Consider the following 15,933-nt stretch of genomic DNA (forward strand, 5'->3'; position numbering starts at 1 on the left):
GATACACCCCCTGATAATGGCCCCGTCGCCGGGCAGCGGCAAGGCTGGGGCGTCCCCACGCCCGACGGCATATTTCAGACCGCCACGCTCGTTTTACGTGAGCATCGTGATCACCCACAGACTTTGTGGCACCCCATGGGTTTTCAAACCGGCCCCAATGTGATACACACAGATCACGCATAGATTTCCGGGCATGACATGAAGTCAGTCCGGACATAACCGGCGGCCCATCCGTCCAAACGGCATACGCGTCGTCTGGATACTCGTGGTCGGCGCCCATAGGCCCGTTACGAACGGCTATGCGCATCTCTGATGCGATTGTCACCCGATGGTCAGGCGGTTCCGCTCGACTGTCCGGGGCCTTTTTTGTCTGGTGTCTTCCGTGATGCCCGGCATCGGCGCCGCCCCCACCTCAAGCCCGGTGGGCCCGCCCGATCAGATCGACGGAGCATGAGCGACAACAGCGAAAAGATCGTCGTCCAGGGGCTGACCAAGGTTTTCGGGCCCCACCCCTCTCAGGCGCTGAAACGCATCGCCAAGGGAGAAAGTTCCGCCGCCATTCACGAAGCCACGGGGAATACCGTGGCGGTCCGCGAGGTGGACTTCACGGTCCGCGCGGGCGAGATCTTCGTGATCATGGGGCTGTCCGGTTCGGGCAAGAGCACATTGGTGCGGATGCTGAACCGGCTGATCGACCCGACCGACGGCAAGGTCCTGATCGACGGGGTCGACGTGACCGCCATGGATACCAAGACGCTGCGCGACCTGCGCCGCCGGGATATCGCCATGGTGTTCCAGAGTTTCGCACTGATGCCGCATCTGACCGCGCTCGACAACGCCGCCTTCGGGCTGGATGTCGCCGGGATGAAGGTGTCGGAGCGCCGCGACCGCGCCCGTGCCGCGCTCGAGAAAGTGGGCCTCGGCCATCTAGCCGACCGCTATCCGAACGAGCTGTCCGGCGGCCAGCAGCAGCGTGTCGGCCTTGCCCGGGCCCTGGCCCAGAACCCGACCGTCCTGCTGATGGACGAGGCGTTCTCGGCCCTGGACCCGCTGATCCGCAGCGAGATGCAGGACGAGCTGATCCGCCTCCAGGAAGAGGAAAGCCGGACCATCGTCTTCATCAGCCATGATCTGGACGAGGCGATGCGCATCGGCGACCGGATCGCGATCATGGAAGGCGGCCGGATGATCCAGGTCGGCACGCCCGACGAGATCCTGCGCGACCCGGCCGACGACTATGTCCGCGCCTTCTTCCGCGGCGTCGACGTGGCCCAGGTCTACACCGCCGCCGATGTGGCCCGCCGCGAAGGCCTGACGGTCGTCAATCTTCAGGAAAGCCATCTGCGCGCGGCGCTTGAACGCATCCGCCGTGCCGAGCGCGACTTCGCCGTGGTTCACGACCGTCGCCGCCATTTCCGCGGCGTCATCTCGGTCGAGAGCCTGGAAGCCGCGATCGCCGAGCGCGACCGCAAGCATGGCGACAAGCCTGTCGACCACGAGGCCGTGCTTCGGGCCGCCTATCTGCCCGATCCGGTGACGGTGCCCGCCGATGCCGCATTGTCGGACATCCTGGGCCCCGTGGCCGCCGCCCCCTATCCGGTACCGGTGATCGACGCCGAAGGCGTCTATCGCGGTGTCGTCAGCCGCCGGGCGCTGCTGAATGCGCTCGATCGCGGCAGCGACGACCAGACGGCGGCCGATGCCGCTTCGGCAACCGGCAGCGGGGAGGCCGCGTGATGAACGATCTTGGATTTACCCTTCCGATCGGCGATGGCGTCGAGGCGGTGGTCGACTTCCTGCTCGACAATTTTTCCCCCGCCTTCGACGCGATCGCCGACGTGGTCGAGACCGTGGTTTCGGCCTTCGCCAGCGTGCTCGCCTTCATTCCCTGGTGGCTGATGGTGATCGCGCTGACCGGCATCGCCCTGTGGCGGGTCAGCCGCGGCTTCGCGGTCTTCGTCCTGGTCGCCCTGCTGGCCCTGGTCGGCATGGATCTGTGGGACGCCACCATGCGCAGCCTGTCGCTGGTGATCGCCTCCACCCTGCTCAGCCTGGCGATCGGCCTGCCGCTCGGCATCGCCGCCGCCCGCTCCGACAAGGTGGAAACCGCGATCCGGCCGGTGCTCGACCTGATGCAGACCATGCCGCCCTTCGTCTATCTGATCCCGGCGGTGATGTTCTTCGGCCTGGGCCAGGTGCCGGGCGCCATCGCCACGGTGATCTTCTCGATGCCGCCGGCGGTGCGCCTCACCAATCTCGGCATCCGTCAGGTGCCGGCCGAAATGGTCGAGGCCGGACGTGCCTTCGGCTGCAGCGGCGGCCAGCTGCTGGTCAAGGTCCAGCTGCCCAGCGCCCTGCCCTCGATCATGGCCGGCGTGAACCAGACCATCATGCTGGCGCTGTCGATGGTGGTCATCGCCTCGATGATCGGCGCCGGCGGCCTGGGCAACGAAGTGCTGCGCGGCATCCAGCGGCTGGATATCGGCCTGGGCTTTGAAGCCGGGCTGGGCGTGGTGGTGCTGGCCATCGTGCTCGACCGCCTGACCCAGAGCTTCGGCCGGAGCCGCGGACGCAGGCGCTGACGCCGCCGGCCAGTCCCCGCCACCCACCAACGCCTTTCTGAAGTCACCTGCACCCGAAACCATTCCCTTGAGGAGATCGACATGAGCTTCATCCCGAAGCGTGCCCTCACGGCCCTTGCCGCCACCGCCCTGGTCGGCACGATGGCCACCTCCGCCATGGCCGCCGAGGAGAAGAAGATCAACATCGGCTGGACCGCCTGGTCGGATGCCGAGACGGTCACCAAGATGGCGGCCAAGGTCATGGAAGACCGCCTGGGCTATGACGTCGAGCTGACCCTCGCCGATATCGCGCCCCAGTATCAGGGCGTCGAGAAGGGCGATCTGGACCTGATGATGATGGCCTGGCTGCCCGACACCCATGCCGATTACTACGAGAAGGTCGCCGGTAAGGTGATCGACCTCGGCCCGATGTATACCGGTGCCAAGCTCGGCTGGGTCGTGCCCAACTACATCCCCGAGGATCAGGTCAAGACCATCGCCGACCTGAAGAAGCCCGAGGTGGCCGAGAAGCTGGACAACAAGATCCAGGGCATCGACCCCGGCGCCGGGCTGATGCGCCTGTCGGACGAGGCGATCAAGACCTATGGCCTTGATTACGAGCTGGTCTCGGCCTCGGGTGCGGCGATGACCGCGGCGCTCGACCGCGCGATCAAGCGCAACGAGTGGATCGTGGTCACCGGCTGGAGCCCGCACTGGATGTTCGGCGCCTATGACCTGCGCTATCTGGAGGATCCCAAGGGCGCCCTGGGCGGTTCGGAGCGTGTCCACGCCATCGCGCGCATGGGCCTGGATCGCGAGCATCCGGAACTCTTCGCCTTCCTGACCCGCTTCTCGCTGCCGCTGGAAGAGCTGCAGGCGGTGATGGCCGAGGCCGAGAAGACTTCCTACGAGGATGCGGTCGCGAAGTACATCGAAGAGCATCCCGCCCGCGTGAACTATTGGGTCACCGGCGAGATCAAGGGCTGATCCCGCAGGATCACCCCCATGACAGGGCCGCCGCCGGGCAACCGGCGGCGGCCTTTTCGTTTGAAGATGCCTCCGGTATTCTACCTGAACGTTTATGATCGGGAGGCAGACATGCGACGTGGATGGAAGGCGGGCATCTTTGCAGCCGGGCTGGCCATACCCGGCATCGCGGCAGCCGGGCCCGCCCTGCTGCCGGGAGAGGCCGGGCAGACCGCGGAAGAGGCCCGCGCCATGGCAGACCGCGCGGTCGCCTATTTCGAGGCCCATGGCCGCGCCGCAGGCCTCGCCGAAGTCAATCGCGGGCCGATCGAATTCGACGATCGTGATCTCTATGTCTTCGTCTACGACCTGAACGGCACCTGCCGCGCCCATGCCCGCAGGCCGGGCCAGACCGGCATCAATCTCCGCCGGATCAGCGACGGCGACGGCAACCGCTTCATCGAAGACTGGATCCGCATCGCCCGCTCCCCCGAGGGGCAGGGCTGGTCCCGCTACAGCTACGCCCACGAAGCCAGCGGCCGGGTGCTGCCGAAGATGGCCTGGATCCGCCGCTATGACGATCTGCTGATCGGCGTGTCGGCCTTCATCTATCCCGAGCCCTGATCCACATCCTGCGACATTCCGCCGCAGATGCAGCGGCAGGCCCGCCCGGGCATTCTGGCCGGATGACCCGAAGCCGCCGGCCCCTGCATCACCGCCATCCGTCTGCCGCCTGGGCGCTTGCCCTGGCGCTGCTGCTGCGCGCCCTGCTGCCGGTGGGCGTGATGCCCGACCTCACGGCCGCGGCCGAGGGCCGCTTCGACCTGGTCACCTGCCTGGGTCTGCGTTTCGATCCGCCGGCAGATGGCGGCATCGATGGCCGGGCCGACGACCGGCGCGGATCGCTCTGCGATTTCGCCATGGTGGTCGTGCCCGACCTGCCGCCGGCACCGGCGGGCCCGGCCCTGCCCATGGCCCTGCCCGCGATCGACCACCCGCCGGCCCCGGCCGCGGTGGCACCGGTGCCGGCCCGGGCCGGCCCGCCGCTCGGCGCCCATGCGCCGCCTGTCCGTCCGCGTTCCGCCTGATCACAGGATCCCACGGACCGGACCGGATACCAACATCATGACCGTCACGACCTCCGCCGCCACGGCGGCGCGGCCGGCAAGCCTTGCCGGCACGCTTTATCGCGCGCTCTGGCGCTGGCATTTCTTCGCCGGGCTGCTGACCCTCCCCTTCCTGCTGCTGCTGGCCTCGACCGGCGCGATCTATCTCTACAAGGATACCTTCGACCGGCTGATCGACGGCCATCTGCTGGTGCTGGACCAGCCGGTCGCACCGGGCCAGACCACCCTGCCGCCCTCGGCGCTGATCCAGGCCGCCGGGGCGGCCCGGCCCGACGCCCGGCCGGTCTCGTATCTGGCCCCCGCCGCCGCCGACCGCAGCGCCGGCATCGGCATGAAGACGGCCGACGGCACCGCGATCACCCTGTTCCTGGACCCGCGCACCGGCCGGGTTCTGGGCAGCCGCGCCGATCTGGCCGCCCCGATGATGGTGGTGCGCCGGCTGCACAGCCTGATCATCGCCGGCGATGTCCCCAACCTGCTGATCGAGATTGCCGGCGGCTGGACGGTGTCGCTGATCCTGACCGGGATCTGGCTGTGGTGGCCGCGGGGGCCAAAGCCCGCGGGGAAGCGGCCAGGCGGGGTGCTGCGCATCCGCACCGCCTCTCGCGGCCGCCCCGGCCCGGCAGGCCGGGTGTTCTGGCGCGATCTGCATGCCGTGACCGGCATCGTGGTGGCGCCGGTGATCCTGTTCCTGGCGGTTTCGGGCATGACCTGGAGCCAGGTCTGGGGGCCGGCCGTGCGGTCCGCCGCGACCGATGCCGGCCTCGGCTATCCGCTGGGGGTCTGGCAGGCGGTGCCGACCAGCCCCGTGCCGACCTCGGCGCTGGGCGAAACCGCCTGGACGCTGGAGGACGCCCCCCTGCCCCGCTCCCCCGCCACGACCAGTGCCGTTCCCGATATCGGCATCGACCGCGCCCGCATGATCGTGGAAACCCTGGGCATCGCCCCCGGCTACAAGCTGGCCCTGCCCCAGGCGCCCGACGGGGTCTATACCGCCATGGTCTTCCCGCACGATCTGGCGCATCAGCGGATCATCCATCTGAACCGCTGGACCGGCGAAACGCTGATCGATGCCTCTTACGCCGATTACGGCCCGGTCGCCCGTGCCACCGAATGGGGCGTCAACATCCATATGGGCCAGGAATGGGGCGCCCTGAACCGGCTGGTCCTGCTGCTCGCCTGCCTCGCCCTGATCGTGATGTGCGGGGCCGCCCCGGTGATGTGGTGGAAGCGCCGCCCGAAGGGGCGCCTTGGGGCCCCCCGCCAGGCGGATGGCCGCAGCCAGGCCCGGGCGGCGGCGCTGATGGCGGTGCCGGCGATCATCTTCCCGGTGATGGGGGCCACGATGCTCGCGGCCCTGCTGGTCGAAACGATCATTTTTCTCAGCCGTCGAAGGAGTCTGTAGTCGGTCCCTCGCCGGGCGGGCGTGTCCCACGCCCTTGGCCGCCGCCTCAATGGCGGCTGGGGGCACCTTTTCAGGCGCCCCGGAGTCCTCACCCGGCGGGTTCCGCCTCGCCGGCCTTGCGATAGGCGAAGGTCTCGTCGAAGCGCGACAGGATGTATGCGCCCGAGGTGACGGTGGGATAGCGCGCCGGGCGCTCGGCGGTGGTGCAGGTGTCCAACACCTCGATCGGCGTGTCGTAATCGGGGCCGAAGAAGAACGGGATCGAATAGCGTTCGCGGCCCGACCGGTTGATGGCGCGGTGGATGGTGGACGCAAAGACGTCGTTGGTCCATCGCGCCATCTGATCGCCGACATTGATGATGAAGGTGCCCGGGATCGGCGGTGCCTCGATCCACTCGCCCGCGCCGTTCAGCACCTGCAGGGCCGACACACCCTCCATCTGGTTCAGGATGGTGAAGCACTCGTAATCCGAATGGGCGCCGATGCCGATCTGGCGCTCGTCGATCGGCCCCTGCTGCGGCGGGTAGTGGACCACGCGCAGCTGCGCCATCGGCTTGCGGATCAGCGGTTCGAAATGATCCTCGGGCAGGCCCAGCGCCAGGGCGAAGCCGCGGAAGATCCGCCGGCCCAGCTGATAGACCGCCTCGTAATACCCCTCCATCGCCGGGCGGAACCCGTCCAGCTCCGGCCAGATATTGGGACCATACATGGTTTTGCCGGCCAGCACGTCGGGATCGTCGGCCGGCACCTCCAGCGCCATGTCGAAGGCCTCGTGCAGGTCGCCCTTCGCGGTCGGGTCGGTGTTCTCTTCCAGCAGCGGCACATAGCCGCGATGGTTGGTCGACTTGCGGATGTGGATCCGCATCTTCTGGTCCATCGGCAGGGCGAAGAAATCGCGAGCGGCCCGGTAGGTGCCGTCGATGACCGACGGATCGACACCGTGATTGCGGACATAGAAGAAGCCGACCCGCGTGCAGGCGTCGCGCACCGCATCCCCCACCGCCAGACGCTCGGCCGGGGTGGAAGCAGGGTCGACCAGCGCCCCGAAATCGATCACCGGGATTTCGGTGAAGGCGAGGCTGCGGGCATCGAGCCCGCTGTCGACGAGTTCGCGCGGCCCGTTGCCGGTCTGAACCACGGCCATGATCTGTCGTCTCCGTTCGGCATGTCGGTGGGGGGAGATGGTCCGGCGCAGGCCTCAGCAAGAAGCGGACCAGCCGCCCGGACCATGCCACCGCAGGCCGGCAGGCCGGCAAATCCCGACCGGATGGTCAAAATTTAGACAGCCCCTGGCGGTCTGTGCGGAAATTGTGCACACCATATGATGTGGCCGGCCGAAGCGTCCCGCATTCCGGGCCCGGCAGGCTGCGGCACGGGGATTGCTAAGACGGTGCCGACACCCCCTTTCTCCCTGTTGCGAGGACCGCACCCGGATGTCTCTTTCGCGCTTCGCCCGCCGGCTCGGCATCGCCGGCTTCGCCGTCCTGATCGCCGCCACCTCGCTCACCATGGCCCCGCGGGCCCATGCCGCCGACGAGGCGCTGCGTGTCGCGGCCGTGCTGCCCGGCAGCATCCGCGACCAGGCCTGGAACCAGAGCGCCTATGACGGGCTGATGAAGGCCAAAGAGACCATGGGCATCGACGTCGCCTATGCCGAAGGCGTGGCCGAACCCGACCAGATGTCGGCGATGCGCGATTTCGCCCGGCGCGGCTATGGCATCGTGATCGGCCATGGCGGCGAGTTCCAGGACCCGGCCGACCGCCTGGCGAAGCAGTTCAAGGACACGCTGTTCGTGGTCTCGTCGGGGGCGACCGCCGGCGGCAATGTCGCGACGATCAATTTCGACTACCGCCAGCTCGGCTATGTGCTGGGCTATATGGCCGCCAAGGTGTCGAAGACCGGCACCATCGGCTGGCTGGGGGCCACCGAGATCAAGTTCTCGACCGAACTGGTCGAGGGCTACACCAAGGGTGCGGAGGCCGGCAAGCCGGGCACCAAAGTCCTGGTCACCTATATGGGCGACTGGAACGACGTGGCGAAGGGCAAGGAGGCCGCATCGGCGCAGATCTCGCAGGGCGCGGACGTCCTGTTCCCGACCATGGATCTGGCCTCGAACGGGGCGCTGACCGCGGCGAAGGAAGCCGGCGTGAAGGCCTTCGGCATCTATTACGACGCCATCGTCGACTGGCCCGACACCGTCATCCAGTCGGTGATCATGGATGTGAATGCAGCGCTGGTGCACTTCCTGGAAGACGCCAGGGCCGGCAAGGCCGGCGGCAAGGAATATGTCTACGGTCTCGCGACCTCTGATGCCGCCCGCTTCGGCAGCTTCCACGAGGCCGTGCCCGCCGGGGTGAAGGCCGAGGTCGAGGCGCTGATCGCCGATCTTGCCGCCGGCAGGAAGCAGATCTGACCGCCGGCCTTTCCCGCGTCGCCCCCCCTGCCCACCACCCCCCCTGCCCACCACCCCGGATACCTGCCCCATGCCGCGCCTCACGCTCGACGGCATCGCCAAGAGCTTCGGCGGTGTGCCCGCCCTCGACGGCATCACCCTCGACATCGCCCCCGGCACCGTGCATGCGGTGCTGGGGGAAAACGGCGCCGGCAAATCGACGCTGATGAACATCCTCTCAGGGCTTTACCGCCCCGATGCCGGGCAGGTCGCGCTCGACGGCCGGCCGGTGCCGCCGGGGGATCCGAAACGGGCGCTGGATCTGGGCTTCGGCATGATCCACCAGCACCTGACCCTGGTCGACCGCTTCACCGGCGCCGAAAATGTGGCGCTGGCGACCGGCGGCCGGCTGGATCGGGGCCTCGGCCGTGCCCGGGCCGAGGCCCTGGCCCTTGCGGCAGAGCTGGGCTTCACCGTCGATCTGGATGCCAGGGTGGAAGACATGCCGCCCGGCATGCGCCAGCGGGTCGAGATCCTGAAGGTTCTGGTCCGCGGCGCCCGCATCGTGGTGCTGGACGAGCCGACCAGCGTGCTGACCCCGGCCGAAGCCCTGGGGCTGATGGCGGCGCTCCGCCGGCTGGCCGCCGCGGGCCGCACGGTGCTGCTGGTCACCCACAAGCTGGCCGAAGTCTTTGCCGCGGCCGACGAGGTCACCGTGCTCCGCCGCGGCCGGCTGGTCGCCACCCTGCCGATCGGCGGGGTGGACGCCGACGGGCTGGCGGCGCTGATGGTCGGGGCCGACGAGGCCGGCACGGTCGCGGCCGCACCCGCCGCGCCCTCGACGATCGACGGCCAGGCGACCCCGGTTCTGGAAGTGGCCGGCCTCGACATCGACGACGATGCCGGCCGGCCGGCGGTGCGCGGGGTCTCGTTCCGGATCGCGCCGGGCGAGGTGCTGGGCATCGCCGGTGTCGACGGCAACGGCCAGGCAGAACTCGCCGAGGCACTGGCGGGGCTGCGCCGGCCGGTGGCGGGCGATGTGCTGGTCGACGGCGTAACCGTCACCCCCGGCAGCGCGCGCGACCGGCTGACCCGCCATCGGGTGGCCTATGTCCCGCGCGACCGCCACCATACCGGGCTGGTGCTGGACATGGACGGCGCCCGCAACCTGATCCTGCGCGATGTCGACCGCCCGCCGGTCCGGCGTCGCTTCGGCATCATCGATCAGGCACGCGCCGCCCGCCGCCTGGCGCAGGCGATCACCGATTTCGATATCCGCGGCGCGGCCCATGGCCCCGCCCGGGCGCTGTCCGGCGGCAATCAGCAGAAGCTGGTTCTGGCGCGCGAACTCGGCCATGCGCCCCGGCTGCTGATCGCCGAGCAGCCGACCAAGGGGCTCGACGTCGCCGCCACCGCCTTCGTCCAGCGCAAGGTTCTGGACCTGACCCGGAGCGGTGCCGCCGTGCTCTATATCTCGACCGAACTCGACGAGCTGCGCATGGTCGCCGACCGGATCGCGGTGATGAGCGGCGGCCGGATCACCGGCATCGTCACGCGCGCCGAAGCCAACCCGCAGACCCTGGGCCGGCTGATGGGGGGCGGCACCGCATCCCCCGCCGCCGCCACCGATCCCCGCACCGGAGATGCCGCATGAGCCCCGCCCGCCTTCTGAAAGGGGCCGCCGTGCCGGTCGGTGCGGTGGTGCTCGCCCTCGTCGTGGGCGCGCTGCTGGTGGCGGCGACCGGCGGCGACCCCGTCGATCTGGGCGCCCAGATCGTCGACCGGGTGCTGCTCGACTATTGGGGCCTGTCCGACCTGCTGTCGCGGATGTCGCCGCTGCTGCTCGCCGGGATCGCGGTGGCCATCCCGCTCCGCGCCGGGCTCTACAATGTCGGTGCCGAGGGGCAGATCTATATGGGCGGCCTGTTTGCGACCGTGATGGCGCTGAACCTGCCCGCGGGCGTGCCGATGCCGGTGGCGGTGCTGGCCGCCAGCCTGGCGGGTGCCGCAGGCGGGGCGCTCTGGGCCGGGATCGCCGGCGTGCTCAAGGCCCGGCGCGGCATCGATGAGGTGGTCACCACGCTGCTCATGAACTATGTGGCGCTCAACCTGGTCAGCTATGCCGCAAGCGGGCCGCTGAAGGCGCCGGGTGCCCCCTATCCCTATTCGCCGGAAATCCCCGAAGCGAGCTTCCTGCCGCTGCTGATGGCCGATACCGAGGCGCATCTGGGGGTGGTCGTGGGCCTGCTGGTCGCCGTGCTCGCCCGTTTCGCCCTTGGCCGCACGGCCTGGGGCTATGGGGTGGAGGTGGCGGGCAAATCGCCCGGCGCCGCCACCTATGCCGGCATCGCCGTCGGCCGGACCACGGTGATCGCCTTCGCGCTGGGCGGCGCCGCGGCCGGGCTTGCCGGTGCCTTCGAGGTGATCGGCCTCAAGCACCGGCTCTATGCCAATTTCGCCGCCGGCTATGGCTATGACGGGCTGGTGGTCGCCTTCCTGGCGGCCGGCGATCCGGTCTGGTCGGTGATCTCGGCCGCCTTCATGGCGCTGCTGCGCACGGCGGTCACCACGCTGAAAAGCGCCGGTCTGGACGCCACCGCCGTCACCATCGTTCAGGGATTGATCGTGCTTTTCGCAGCCTCGGGCCTCGCCCTTCAGCGCTATGGCGCCTTCGACCGGCTGTTTGCCCGCAGGCGCCGACCTGCCGCCGCCGCAGCGGGCAGCGGAGCCGCATCATGATCGACATGCTGACCGATCCCGCCGCCCTGGGCGAGCTTTTCGCCACCATGCTGCGCCTGTCGGTGCCGCTGGTCTTCGCAGCGCTGGGGGGCGTGTTTTCGGAACGCGCCGGCGTCGTGAACATCAGCCTGGAAGGCTCTATGATCCTGGGTGCCTTCGGGGCCGCCTGGGGCGCCATCGCCGGCGGCTCCGCCGGCTGGGGCGTGGTGACCGGGGCGCTTGCGGGCGGCATGCTGGGGGCTGCCTTCGGGATCGCCACCATCTATGCCGGCGCCAACCAGATCGTCGCCGGCATCGGCGCCAATCTGGCCGGGCTCGGCCTCGCCGCCTTCCTGCACCGGCTGACCGCCGCGGGCCGCGCGGCGGAAAACCGGGTGCCGGGCTTCGGCGACATCACCATTCCGGGGCTCGCCGACATTCCCATGATCGGCAAGGCCCTGTTCTCGACCGATCCGATGACCTGGGCCGCCATCCTGGCGGTGCCGCTCGCCGCCCTGATCCTGGCCCGCACCGGCATCGGCCTCAGGCTGAAGGCGGTGGGCGAAAACCCGCGCGCCGCCGATGTCGCCGGGCTGCCGGTCCGCCTCTACCGGCTGGGCGCGGTCGTCGTCTGCGGCATGCTGGCGGGGCTGGGCGGTGCGGTGCTGGTGCTCTCCCAGGTTTTCCTGTTCACCGAGGGCATGACCGCGGGCAAGGGCTTCATCGCCGTCGCCGCGGTGATCCTGGGGCGCTGGTCGCCGGTAGGCGCCGCCCTCGCCTGCCTGCTCTTCGGCCTGTCGGATGCCATTCAGCTCCGGCTGCAATTCGCCAATGGCGACGTGCCCTATCAGCTCTTCGTGGTGCTGCCCTATCTGGCGGCCATCCTCACCCTGGTCGGGCTGGTCGGCCGCAGCCGTCCGCCCCAGGCCTCGGGCAGCTTCTATCGACGGGAGAGCCGCTGACCCCATGGATGGCCTGATCCCGCCGGGCAACCCCGACCACCGCCCCCGCCGCCACCGCGCCTCGGACGAGCGGATCGACCGCATCCTGACCGCGGCGGTGGCGGTGTTCTCGCGCGTCGGGCTCGACGGGGCACGGATCGAGGCCATCGCCCGCGAGGCGGGCATGTCGAAAACCAACCTGCTCTATTATTTTCCGACCAAGGAACGGCTTTATACCGCAGCACTCGACCGGGTGCTCGACCGCTGGCTGGTGCCGCTGCGCGACATGGATGTCGAGGACGATCCGGTGGCCGCGATCCGCGGCTATATCGCCGAAAAGCTCGACTGGTCGCGCCGCGACCCGGCCGCCTCCAGGCTCTTCGCCATGGAGATGCTGCGCGGCGCGCCGCTGCTCAAACCCCTGCTCGAGGGCGCGCTGCGCGATCTGGTCGACGAAAAGAGCCACATCATCCGGGGCTGGATCGCCGCCGGCCGCCTGGCCCCGGTCGACCCGCGCCATCTGATCTTCGCGATCTGGGCGACCACCCAGCACTATGCCGATTTCGCGGTTCAGGTCGAGGCGGTCGCAGGCCACACCCTCGACGACCCCGCCTTCGCCACCACCACCGCCGACGCCCTCACCCGGCTTCTGCTCGACGGGCTGCGGCCGCGGGCGTAACGGCAGCGCTCAGTTCCCGGCGCGAAGACGGGCGACGAATGCGGTCAGGCGTTGGGCATCGAGACTGGCTAGAAAGGCCTGGCGGTCCGGCGTGCTTGTTCTGAGGTTGCGCCGCGCCTTCTCGACGCTCTCACGAATGATGTCTGGATGCTCGCTCTCCAGGTCGCACAGGAACAGGTCGGGCGTTTGGCAGCGCAGATCATGCCGTGCAAGCTCTGCTTGAGGGAAGTCCGAAACATTCCATGTGATGATCACGTCCGCCTGCGCTGAAATGGCCGTCGCCACGACGTGACGATCGCCGATATCAGGAAGCTGGATGCATTCAACAACAGTCGGTTCGCTCACGACATCGGCATCCGGCAGAACCGCACACATCAGGTCACGCGTCTTCTCCAGTCGGGAGCGGCTTATATCGGGACGATTCTGGACGAGGTTTCGAATCCACTCCTCGTGAATTTTCTGGCTCCACTTCGCCTCGACCAGTCCGTCGACGGCGAGTTGCATCAGAAGATTCCGCAGATGAAAAGGGTATAGGACACAGGCGTCATAGACGGCGACAGGCGGCCTATAGCTCATGATGGCAGATCAGGTCTTCGGTGTCCGCCGCCAGCGCATCAAGGGCCTTCTGGCGTGCCTCGCCTGCTGCCTGGAGCTTGAGGACATCGGCCAGACGCACGCGTCGGTGACTGCCGACCATGCGGAAGGGCAAATCGCCCCGGTCCATACGCAGAACGACCATCGGTCGCGACATGCCGAGGATCTCTGCCGCTTCGGCAGGCGTGAGTTCCTGATCCTCCGCCAGAACGGCGACCCGTTCGCCTTCGATAAGCGAGGTCAGCAAGGTGCTTACGGCACGCACGGCCCCCTCGGGCAATATCAGCACGTGCTCGCGCCCATCCTGCCGGACGCGAAGTTCGACCTGATCCGCACCGACGAGGGGCGGCAATGCATCCGCGCTCTCGCGCTCCCGGACGGGGAGACCGGCATAATGCAGAACACGTGTCGTCATGAGGCGGGTCCCTCCCTTTGTTGAGGATGTGGGAGGGACAGGCCTCGCGTCAATAACTGAAATAACTGAAAGTGCCGGCTGCCGCTTCAGACCACCGGGCTGATCACCCCCACCGCGCGCCGGAGCACGGCCAGCACCGCTTCGGGCTTTTCGTGCAGCATCATATGGCCGACGCCATCCAGGGCGGTGACCTCGGCATGGCGGAAGGCGGCGGCGAGGGCGCGGCCCTGCTTTGCCCGGGTCATCTTGTCGGCCTCGCCCACCACCACATCGACCGGCATGGCGAGGGCGGCGGCAAGGTCGAGCGCGCTGCCGAAGGCGTTGCAGGCGGTGAGGTCGGCATGGAGCACGCCCGCCGGCGCATCGGCGGCATTGGCGCGGGCCTCGGCGCAATGCGGGCCGTCGGGGATGCCGTAGGACCATTTGTCCATCATCGCCTGGGCGGCAGCCGGGTCGTTCAGGGTCTGCTGGAGCAGCGCATCGTTCACCGCCATCACGTCGGCCGGCGCCAGAAGAACCAGGCGGTCGACCGTCACCGCGTCGTCGCCGCGGAGCAGCAGCGCCGTCTCCATCGCGATCAGGGTGCCCATGCTGTGGCCGACCAGCACGGCGCGGCGCACGCCCGCCGCCTTCAGTGCCGCCGCGATCCAGGCGGCACTGTCGGAGATGCGGGTGAAGGCCATCCCCTCGCTGCCCTGGCGGCCCGGCAGGTCGAAGGCGATCACCGGCGTGGTGATCGCGGCATCGTCGAAAACCGGGCGCCAGAAGCGGCGGTTGAGACCGGCGCCATGCAGCAGCACCAGCACCGGTGCATCACCGGCGGCCGGATCGCCCTTCACCCGGGCGGTGGCCGGCTGGCCGTGCACCATGTAGACGCGCGGATCGGTGGCGGATGGGGTCTCGGTCATCGGGGGGCGTTTCCTCGGCTGGTTCTTGTTGGTGATGATGAAGACGGGATCAGCGGGCGGTCCAGGCACCATCGACCGGCAGCGAAATGCCGGTGATGTTGTCGGCGGCGGCGCTGCACAGGAAGACCGCCACGCCACCCAGCTGTTCCGGGGTGGTGAAGCGCAGGGTCGGCTGCTTCTCGGCCAGCAGGTCGCGGCTGGCTTCCTCGATCGAAATGCCGTGCTCCTTGGACTTGGCCTCGATCTGGCGTTCGACCAGCGGCGTGCGCACCCAGCCCGGGCAGATCGCATTGCAGGTGACGCCGGTCTCGGCAGTTTCGAGCGCGGTGACCTTGGTCAGGCCGACGATGCCGTGCTTGGCCGCCACATAGGCCGATTTTTCGGCCGAGGCGACCAGGCCATGGGCCGAGGCGATGTTCAGGATCCGGCCCCAGCCCTTGGCCTTCATGCCCGGCAGCGCCAGCCGGCTGGTGTGGAAGGCGGAGGACAGGTTGATGGCAATGATCCGGTCCCACTGCTCGACCGGGAAATCCTCGATCTTCGCCACATGCTGGATGCCGGCATTGTTGACCAGAATGTCGATCCCGTTCGGGGCTGCATTGGCGAACAGCGCCTCGATCTCGGCGGGCTTGCTCATATCGGCGCCGTCATAGACGACCTTCACCCCGGCCTCGGCCTGGATCTCGGCCACCAGCGCCTCGATCTGCGCTGCGTCGCCGAAACCGTTCAGGACCAGATCGGCGCCGGCCAAGGCCAGCGCGCGGGCGATGGCCAGCCCGATACCGCTGGTCGACCCGGTGACGAGCGCGGTCTTACCCTTGAGATTCATGACGAAACGGCTCCTCTGAACTCTGACGGCGCCGCCCGCCTCCGGAAGCCCTTCCGGAGGATCCCGCAGCGCCGTGGCAGTCTAGCCCCGCCCGCCCCGCCGCCGCCAGCATCAAGGCCTGTCCCGGCTGCTGCATCGCAACATGGTCACATGCATACTGTCGCAGTCTCCCTTTCCTCAAACCATGTTTAAAGTGACCGAAATATCAAGAAAGCAGACGTAAGATTTCTTACAACGCATCCAATTTATAATCAGCTTGCGTGACGATAACATTCAGTTAACCATCTAAGCAAAGGGACGGCATCCGGAGCGATCTCCGGGACTGAACGACACGTCCCGACGGCATGCACCCCGCCACGATGACGATGGCGGGGGCTGCAGGTGGACCGGCTGCCAC

The 15,933-nt window shown here is 68.5% G+C and carries 16 protein-coding genes; 11 read left to right on the top strand and 5 right to left on the bottom strand.

The window, feature by feature from the left end:
• Positions 1 to 450: 450 nt before the first annotated feature.
• The 6 genes from proV (at position 451) to WI697_RS21500 (ending at position 6,059) form a co-directional block, all read left to right on the top strand.
• Positions 451 to 1,737 (top strand): glycine betaine/L-proline ABC transporter ATP-binding protein ProV, encoded by a 1,287-nt coding sequence (gene proV, locus WI697_RS21475; protein WP_345959867.1) that lies wholly within the window; start codon positions 451 to 453, stop codon positions 1,735 to 1,737.
• Complete coding sequence (locus WI697_RS21480) at positions 1,737 to 2,582, top strand: ABC transporter permease (protein ID WP_014744387.1); 846 nt, start codon at positions 1,737 to 1,739, stop codon at positions 2,580 to 2,582. Before proV ends, WI697_RS21480 begins: the two co-directional genes overlap by 1 nt.
• 81 nt (positions 2,583 to 2,663) lie before the next feature.
• Positions 2,664 to 3,548, top strand: coding sequence for a glycine betaine ABC transporter substrate-binding protein (locus WI697_RS21485; RefSeq protein WP_345959868.1), 885 nt, complete (start codon positions 2,664 to 2,666; stop codon positions 3,546 to 3,548).
• Between the two features lie 111 nt (positions 3,549 to 3,659).
• Positions 3,660 to 4,151, top strand: coding sequence for a cache domain-containing protein (locus WI697_RS21490; protein WP_062766708.1), 492 nt, complete (start codon positions 3,660 to 3,662; stop codon positions 4,149 to 4,151).
• A 62-nt stretch (positions 4,152 to 4,213) separates the two neighbouring features.
• The gene (locus tag WI697_RS21495; RefSeq protein ID WP_345959869.1) at positions 4,214 to 4,615 is read left to right on the top strand and encodes a DUF2946 domain-containing protein; all 402 of its coding nucleotides are present in this window, start codon (positions 4,214 to 4,216) and stop codon (positions 4,613 to 4,615) included.
• A 37-nt stretch (positions 4,616 to 4,652) separates the two neighbouring features.
• Positions 4,653 to 6,059 carry a PepSY-associated TM helix domain-containing protein gene (locus tag WI697_RS21500; RefSeq protein ID WP_345959870.1) on the top strand — a complete coding sequence of 469 codons (1,407 nt, stop codon included), beginning with the start codon at positions 4,653 to 4,655 and terminating at the stop codon, positions 6,057 to 6,059.
• A gap of 88 nt (positions 6,060 to 6,147) precedes the next feature.
• Here WI697_RS21500 and WI697_RS21505 read toward each other — a convergent pair whose 3' ends face one another.
• The gene (locus WI697_RS21505) at positions 6,148 to 7,203 is read right to left on the bottom strand and encodes an isopenicillin N synthase family dioxygenase (RefSeq protein WP_062768296.1); all 1,056 of its coding nucleotides are present in this window, start codon (positions 7,201 to 7,203) and stop codon (positions 6,148 to 6,150) included.
• A gap of 289 nt (positions 7,204 to 7,492) precedes the next feature.
• Between WI697_RS21505 and WI697_RS21510 the strand changes: the two genes are divergently transcribed.
• The 5 genes from WI697_RS21510 to rutR all read left to right on the top strand — a co-directional run bounded on the left by WI697_RS21510 (position 7,493) and on the right by rutR (position 12,790).
• On the top strand, positions 7,493 to 8,473 hold the full coding sequence (locus WI697_RS21510; RefSeq protein WP_345959872.1) for a BMP family protein: 981 nt from the start codon (positions 7,493 to 7,495) through the stop codon (positions 8,471 to 8,473).
• Between the two features lie 70 nt (positions 8,474 to 8,543).
• The gene (locus tag WI697_RS21515; protein ID WP_345959873.1) at positions 8,544 to 10,106 is read left to right on the top strand and encodes an ABC transporter ATP-binding protein; all 1,563 of its coding nucleotides are present in this window, start codon (positions 8,544 to 8,546) and stop codon (positions 10,104 to 10,106) included.
• The gene (locus tag WI697_RS21520; RefSeq protein ID WP_345959874.1) at positions 10,103 to 11,191 is read left to right on the top strand and encodes an ABC transporter permease; all 1,089 of its coding nucleotides are present in this window, start codon (positions 10,103 to 10,105) and stop codon (positions 11,189 to 11,191) included. The genes WI697_RS21515 and WI697_RS21520 overlap by 4 nt, the downstream gene beginning before the upstream one ends.
• Entirely contained in the window at positions 11,188 to 12,132 is a 945-nt protein-coding gene (locus WI697_RS21525; protein ID WP_345959875.1) for an ABC transporter permease, read from the top strand. The genes WI697_RS21520 and WI697_RS21525 overlap by 4 nt, the downstream gene beginning before the upstream one ends.
• 4 nt (positions 12,133 to 12,136) lie before the next feature.
• Entirely contained in the window at positions 12,137 to 12,790 is a 654-nt protein-coding gene (rutR, locus tag WI697_RS21530) for an HTH-type transcriptional regulator RutR (protein WP_345959876.1), read from the top strand.
• Positions 12,791 to 12,799: 9 nt separating this feature from the next.
• Here the strand turns inward: rutR and WI697_RS21535 are convergent, their stop codons facing one another.
• From WI697_RS21535 to WI697_RS21550, 4 genes are all read right to left on the bottom strand, one after another.
• Positions 12,800 to 13,366 (bottom strand): PIN domain-containing protein, encoded by a 567-nt coding sequence (locus WI697_RS21535; protein WP_345959877.1) that lies wholly within the window; start codon positions 13,364 to 13,366, stop codon positions 12,800 to 12,802.
• Complete coding sequence (locus WI697_RS21540; protein WP_345959878.1) at positions 13,356 to 13,799, bottom strand: helix-turn-helix domain-containing protein; 444 nt, start codon at positions 13,797 to 13,799, stop codon at positions 13,356 to 13,358. The genes WI697_RS21535 and WI697_RS21540 overlap by 11 nt, the downstream gene beginning before the upstream one ends.
• 86 nt (positions 13,800 to 13,885) lie before the next feature.
• Positions 13,886 to 14,707, bottom strand: coding sequence for an alpha/beta fold hydrolase (locus tag WI697_RS21545; RefSeq protein WP_345959880.1), 822 nt, complete (start codon positions 14,705 to 14,707; stop codon positions 13,886 to 13,888).
• 49 nt (positions 14,708 to 14,756) lie between these two features.
• Complete coding sequence (locus tag WI697_RS21550) at positions 14,757 to 15,536, bottom strand: 3-hydroxybutyrate dehydrogenase (RefSeq protein WP_062768275.1); 780 nt, start codon at positions 15,534 to 15,536, stop codon at positions 14,757 to 14,759.
• Positions 15,537 to 15,933 lie beyond the last annotated feature (397 nt).

This window comes from Tistrella mobilis (assembly GCF_039634785.1).
GTDB lineage: Bacteria > Pseudomonadota > Alphaproteobacteria > Tistrellales > Tistrellaceae > Tistrella > Tistrella mobilis.

What these genes read in the sequence shown, in the direction of transcription:
- WI697_RS21495 (WP_345959869.1), top strand. Translation starts at nt 4,214, where the DNA reads ATGACCCGAAGCCGCCGGCCCCTGCATCACCGCCATCCGTCTGCCGCC.
- WI697_RS21535 (WP_345959877.1), bottom strand. Translation starts at nt 13,366, where the DNA reads ATGAGCTATAGGCCGCCTGTCGCCGTCTATGACGCCTGTGTCCTATAC.
- WI697_RS21550 (WP_062768275.1), bottom strand. Translation starts at nt 15,536, where the DNA reads ATGAATCTCAAGGGTAAGACCGCGCTCGTCACCGGGTCGACCAGCGGT.
- WI697_RS21525 (WP_345959875.1), top strand. Translation starts at nt 11,188, where the DNA reads ATGATCGACATGCTGACCGATCCCGCCGCCCTGGGCGAGCTTTTCGCC.
- WI697_RS21490 (WP_062766708.1), top strand. Translation starts at nt 3,660, where the DNA reads ATGCGACGTGGATGGAAGGCGGGCATCTTTGCAGCCGGGCTGGCCATA.
- WI697_RS21480 (WP_014744387.1), top strand. Translation starts at nt 1,737, where the DNA reads ATGAACGATCTTGGATTTACCCTTCCGATCGGCGATGGCGTCGAGGCG.
- WI697_RS21520 (WP_345959874.1), top strand. Translation starts at nt 10,103, where the DNA reads ATGAGCCCCGCCCGCCTTCTGAAAGGGGCCGCCGTGCCGGTCGGTGCG.
- WI697_RS21515 (WP_345959873.1), top strand. Translation starts at nt 8,544, where the DNA reads ATGCCGCGCCTCACGCTCGACGGCATCGCCAAGAGCTTCGGCGGTGTG.
- WI697_RS21510 (WP_345959872.1), top strand. Translation starts at nt 7,493, where the DNA reads ATGTCTCTTTCGCGCTTCGCCCGCCGGCTCGGCATCGCCGGCTTCGCC.
- proV (WP_345959867.1), top strand. Translation starts at nt 451, where the DNA reads ATGAGCGACAACAGCGAAAAGATCGTCGTCCAGGGGCTGACCAAGGTT.
- WI697_RS21545 (WP_345959880.1), bottom strand. Translation starts at nt 14,707, where the DNA reads ATGACCGAGACCCCATCCGCCACCGATCCGCGCGTCTACATGGTGCAC.
- WI697_RS21540 (WP_345959878.1), bottom strand. Translation starts at nt 13,799, where the DNA reads ATGACGACACGTGTTCTGCATTATGCCGGTCTCCCCGTCCGGGAGCGC.
- WI697_RS21485 (WP_345959868.1), top strand. Translation starts at nt 2,664, where the DNA reads ATGAGCTTCATCCCGAAGCGTGCCCTCACGGCCCTTGCCGCCACCGCC.
- WI697_RS21505 (WP_062768296.1), bottom strand. Translation starts at nt 7,203, where the DNA reads ATGGCCGTGGTTCAGACCGGCAACGGGCCGCGCGAACTCGTCGACAGC.
- rutR (WP_345959876.1), top strand. Translation starts at nt 12,137, where the DNA reads ATGGATGGCCTGATCCCGCCGGGCAACCCCGACCACCGCCCCCGCCGC.
- WI697_RS21500 (WP_345959870.1), top strand. Translation starts at nt 4,653, where the DNA reads ATGACCGTCACGACCTCCGCCGCCACGGCGGCGCGGCCGGCAAGCCTT.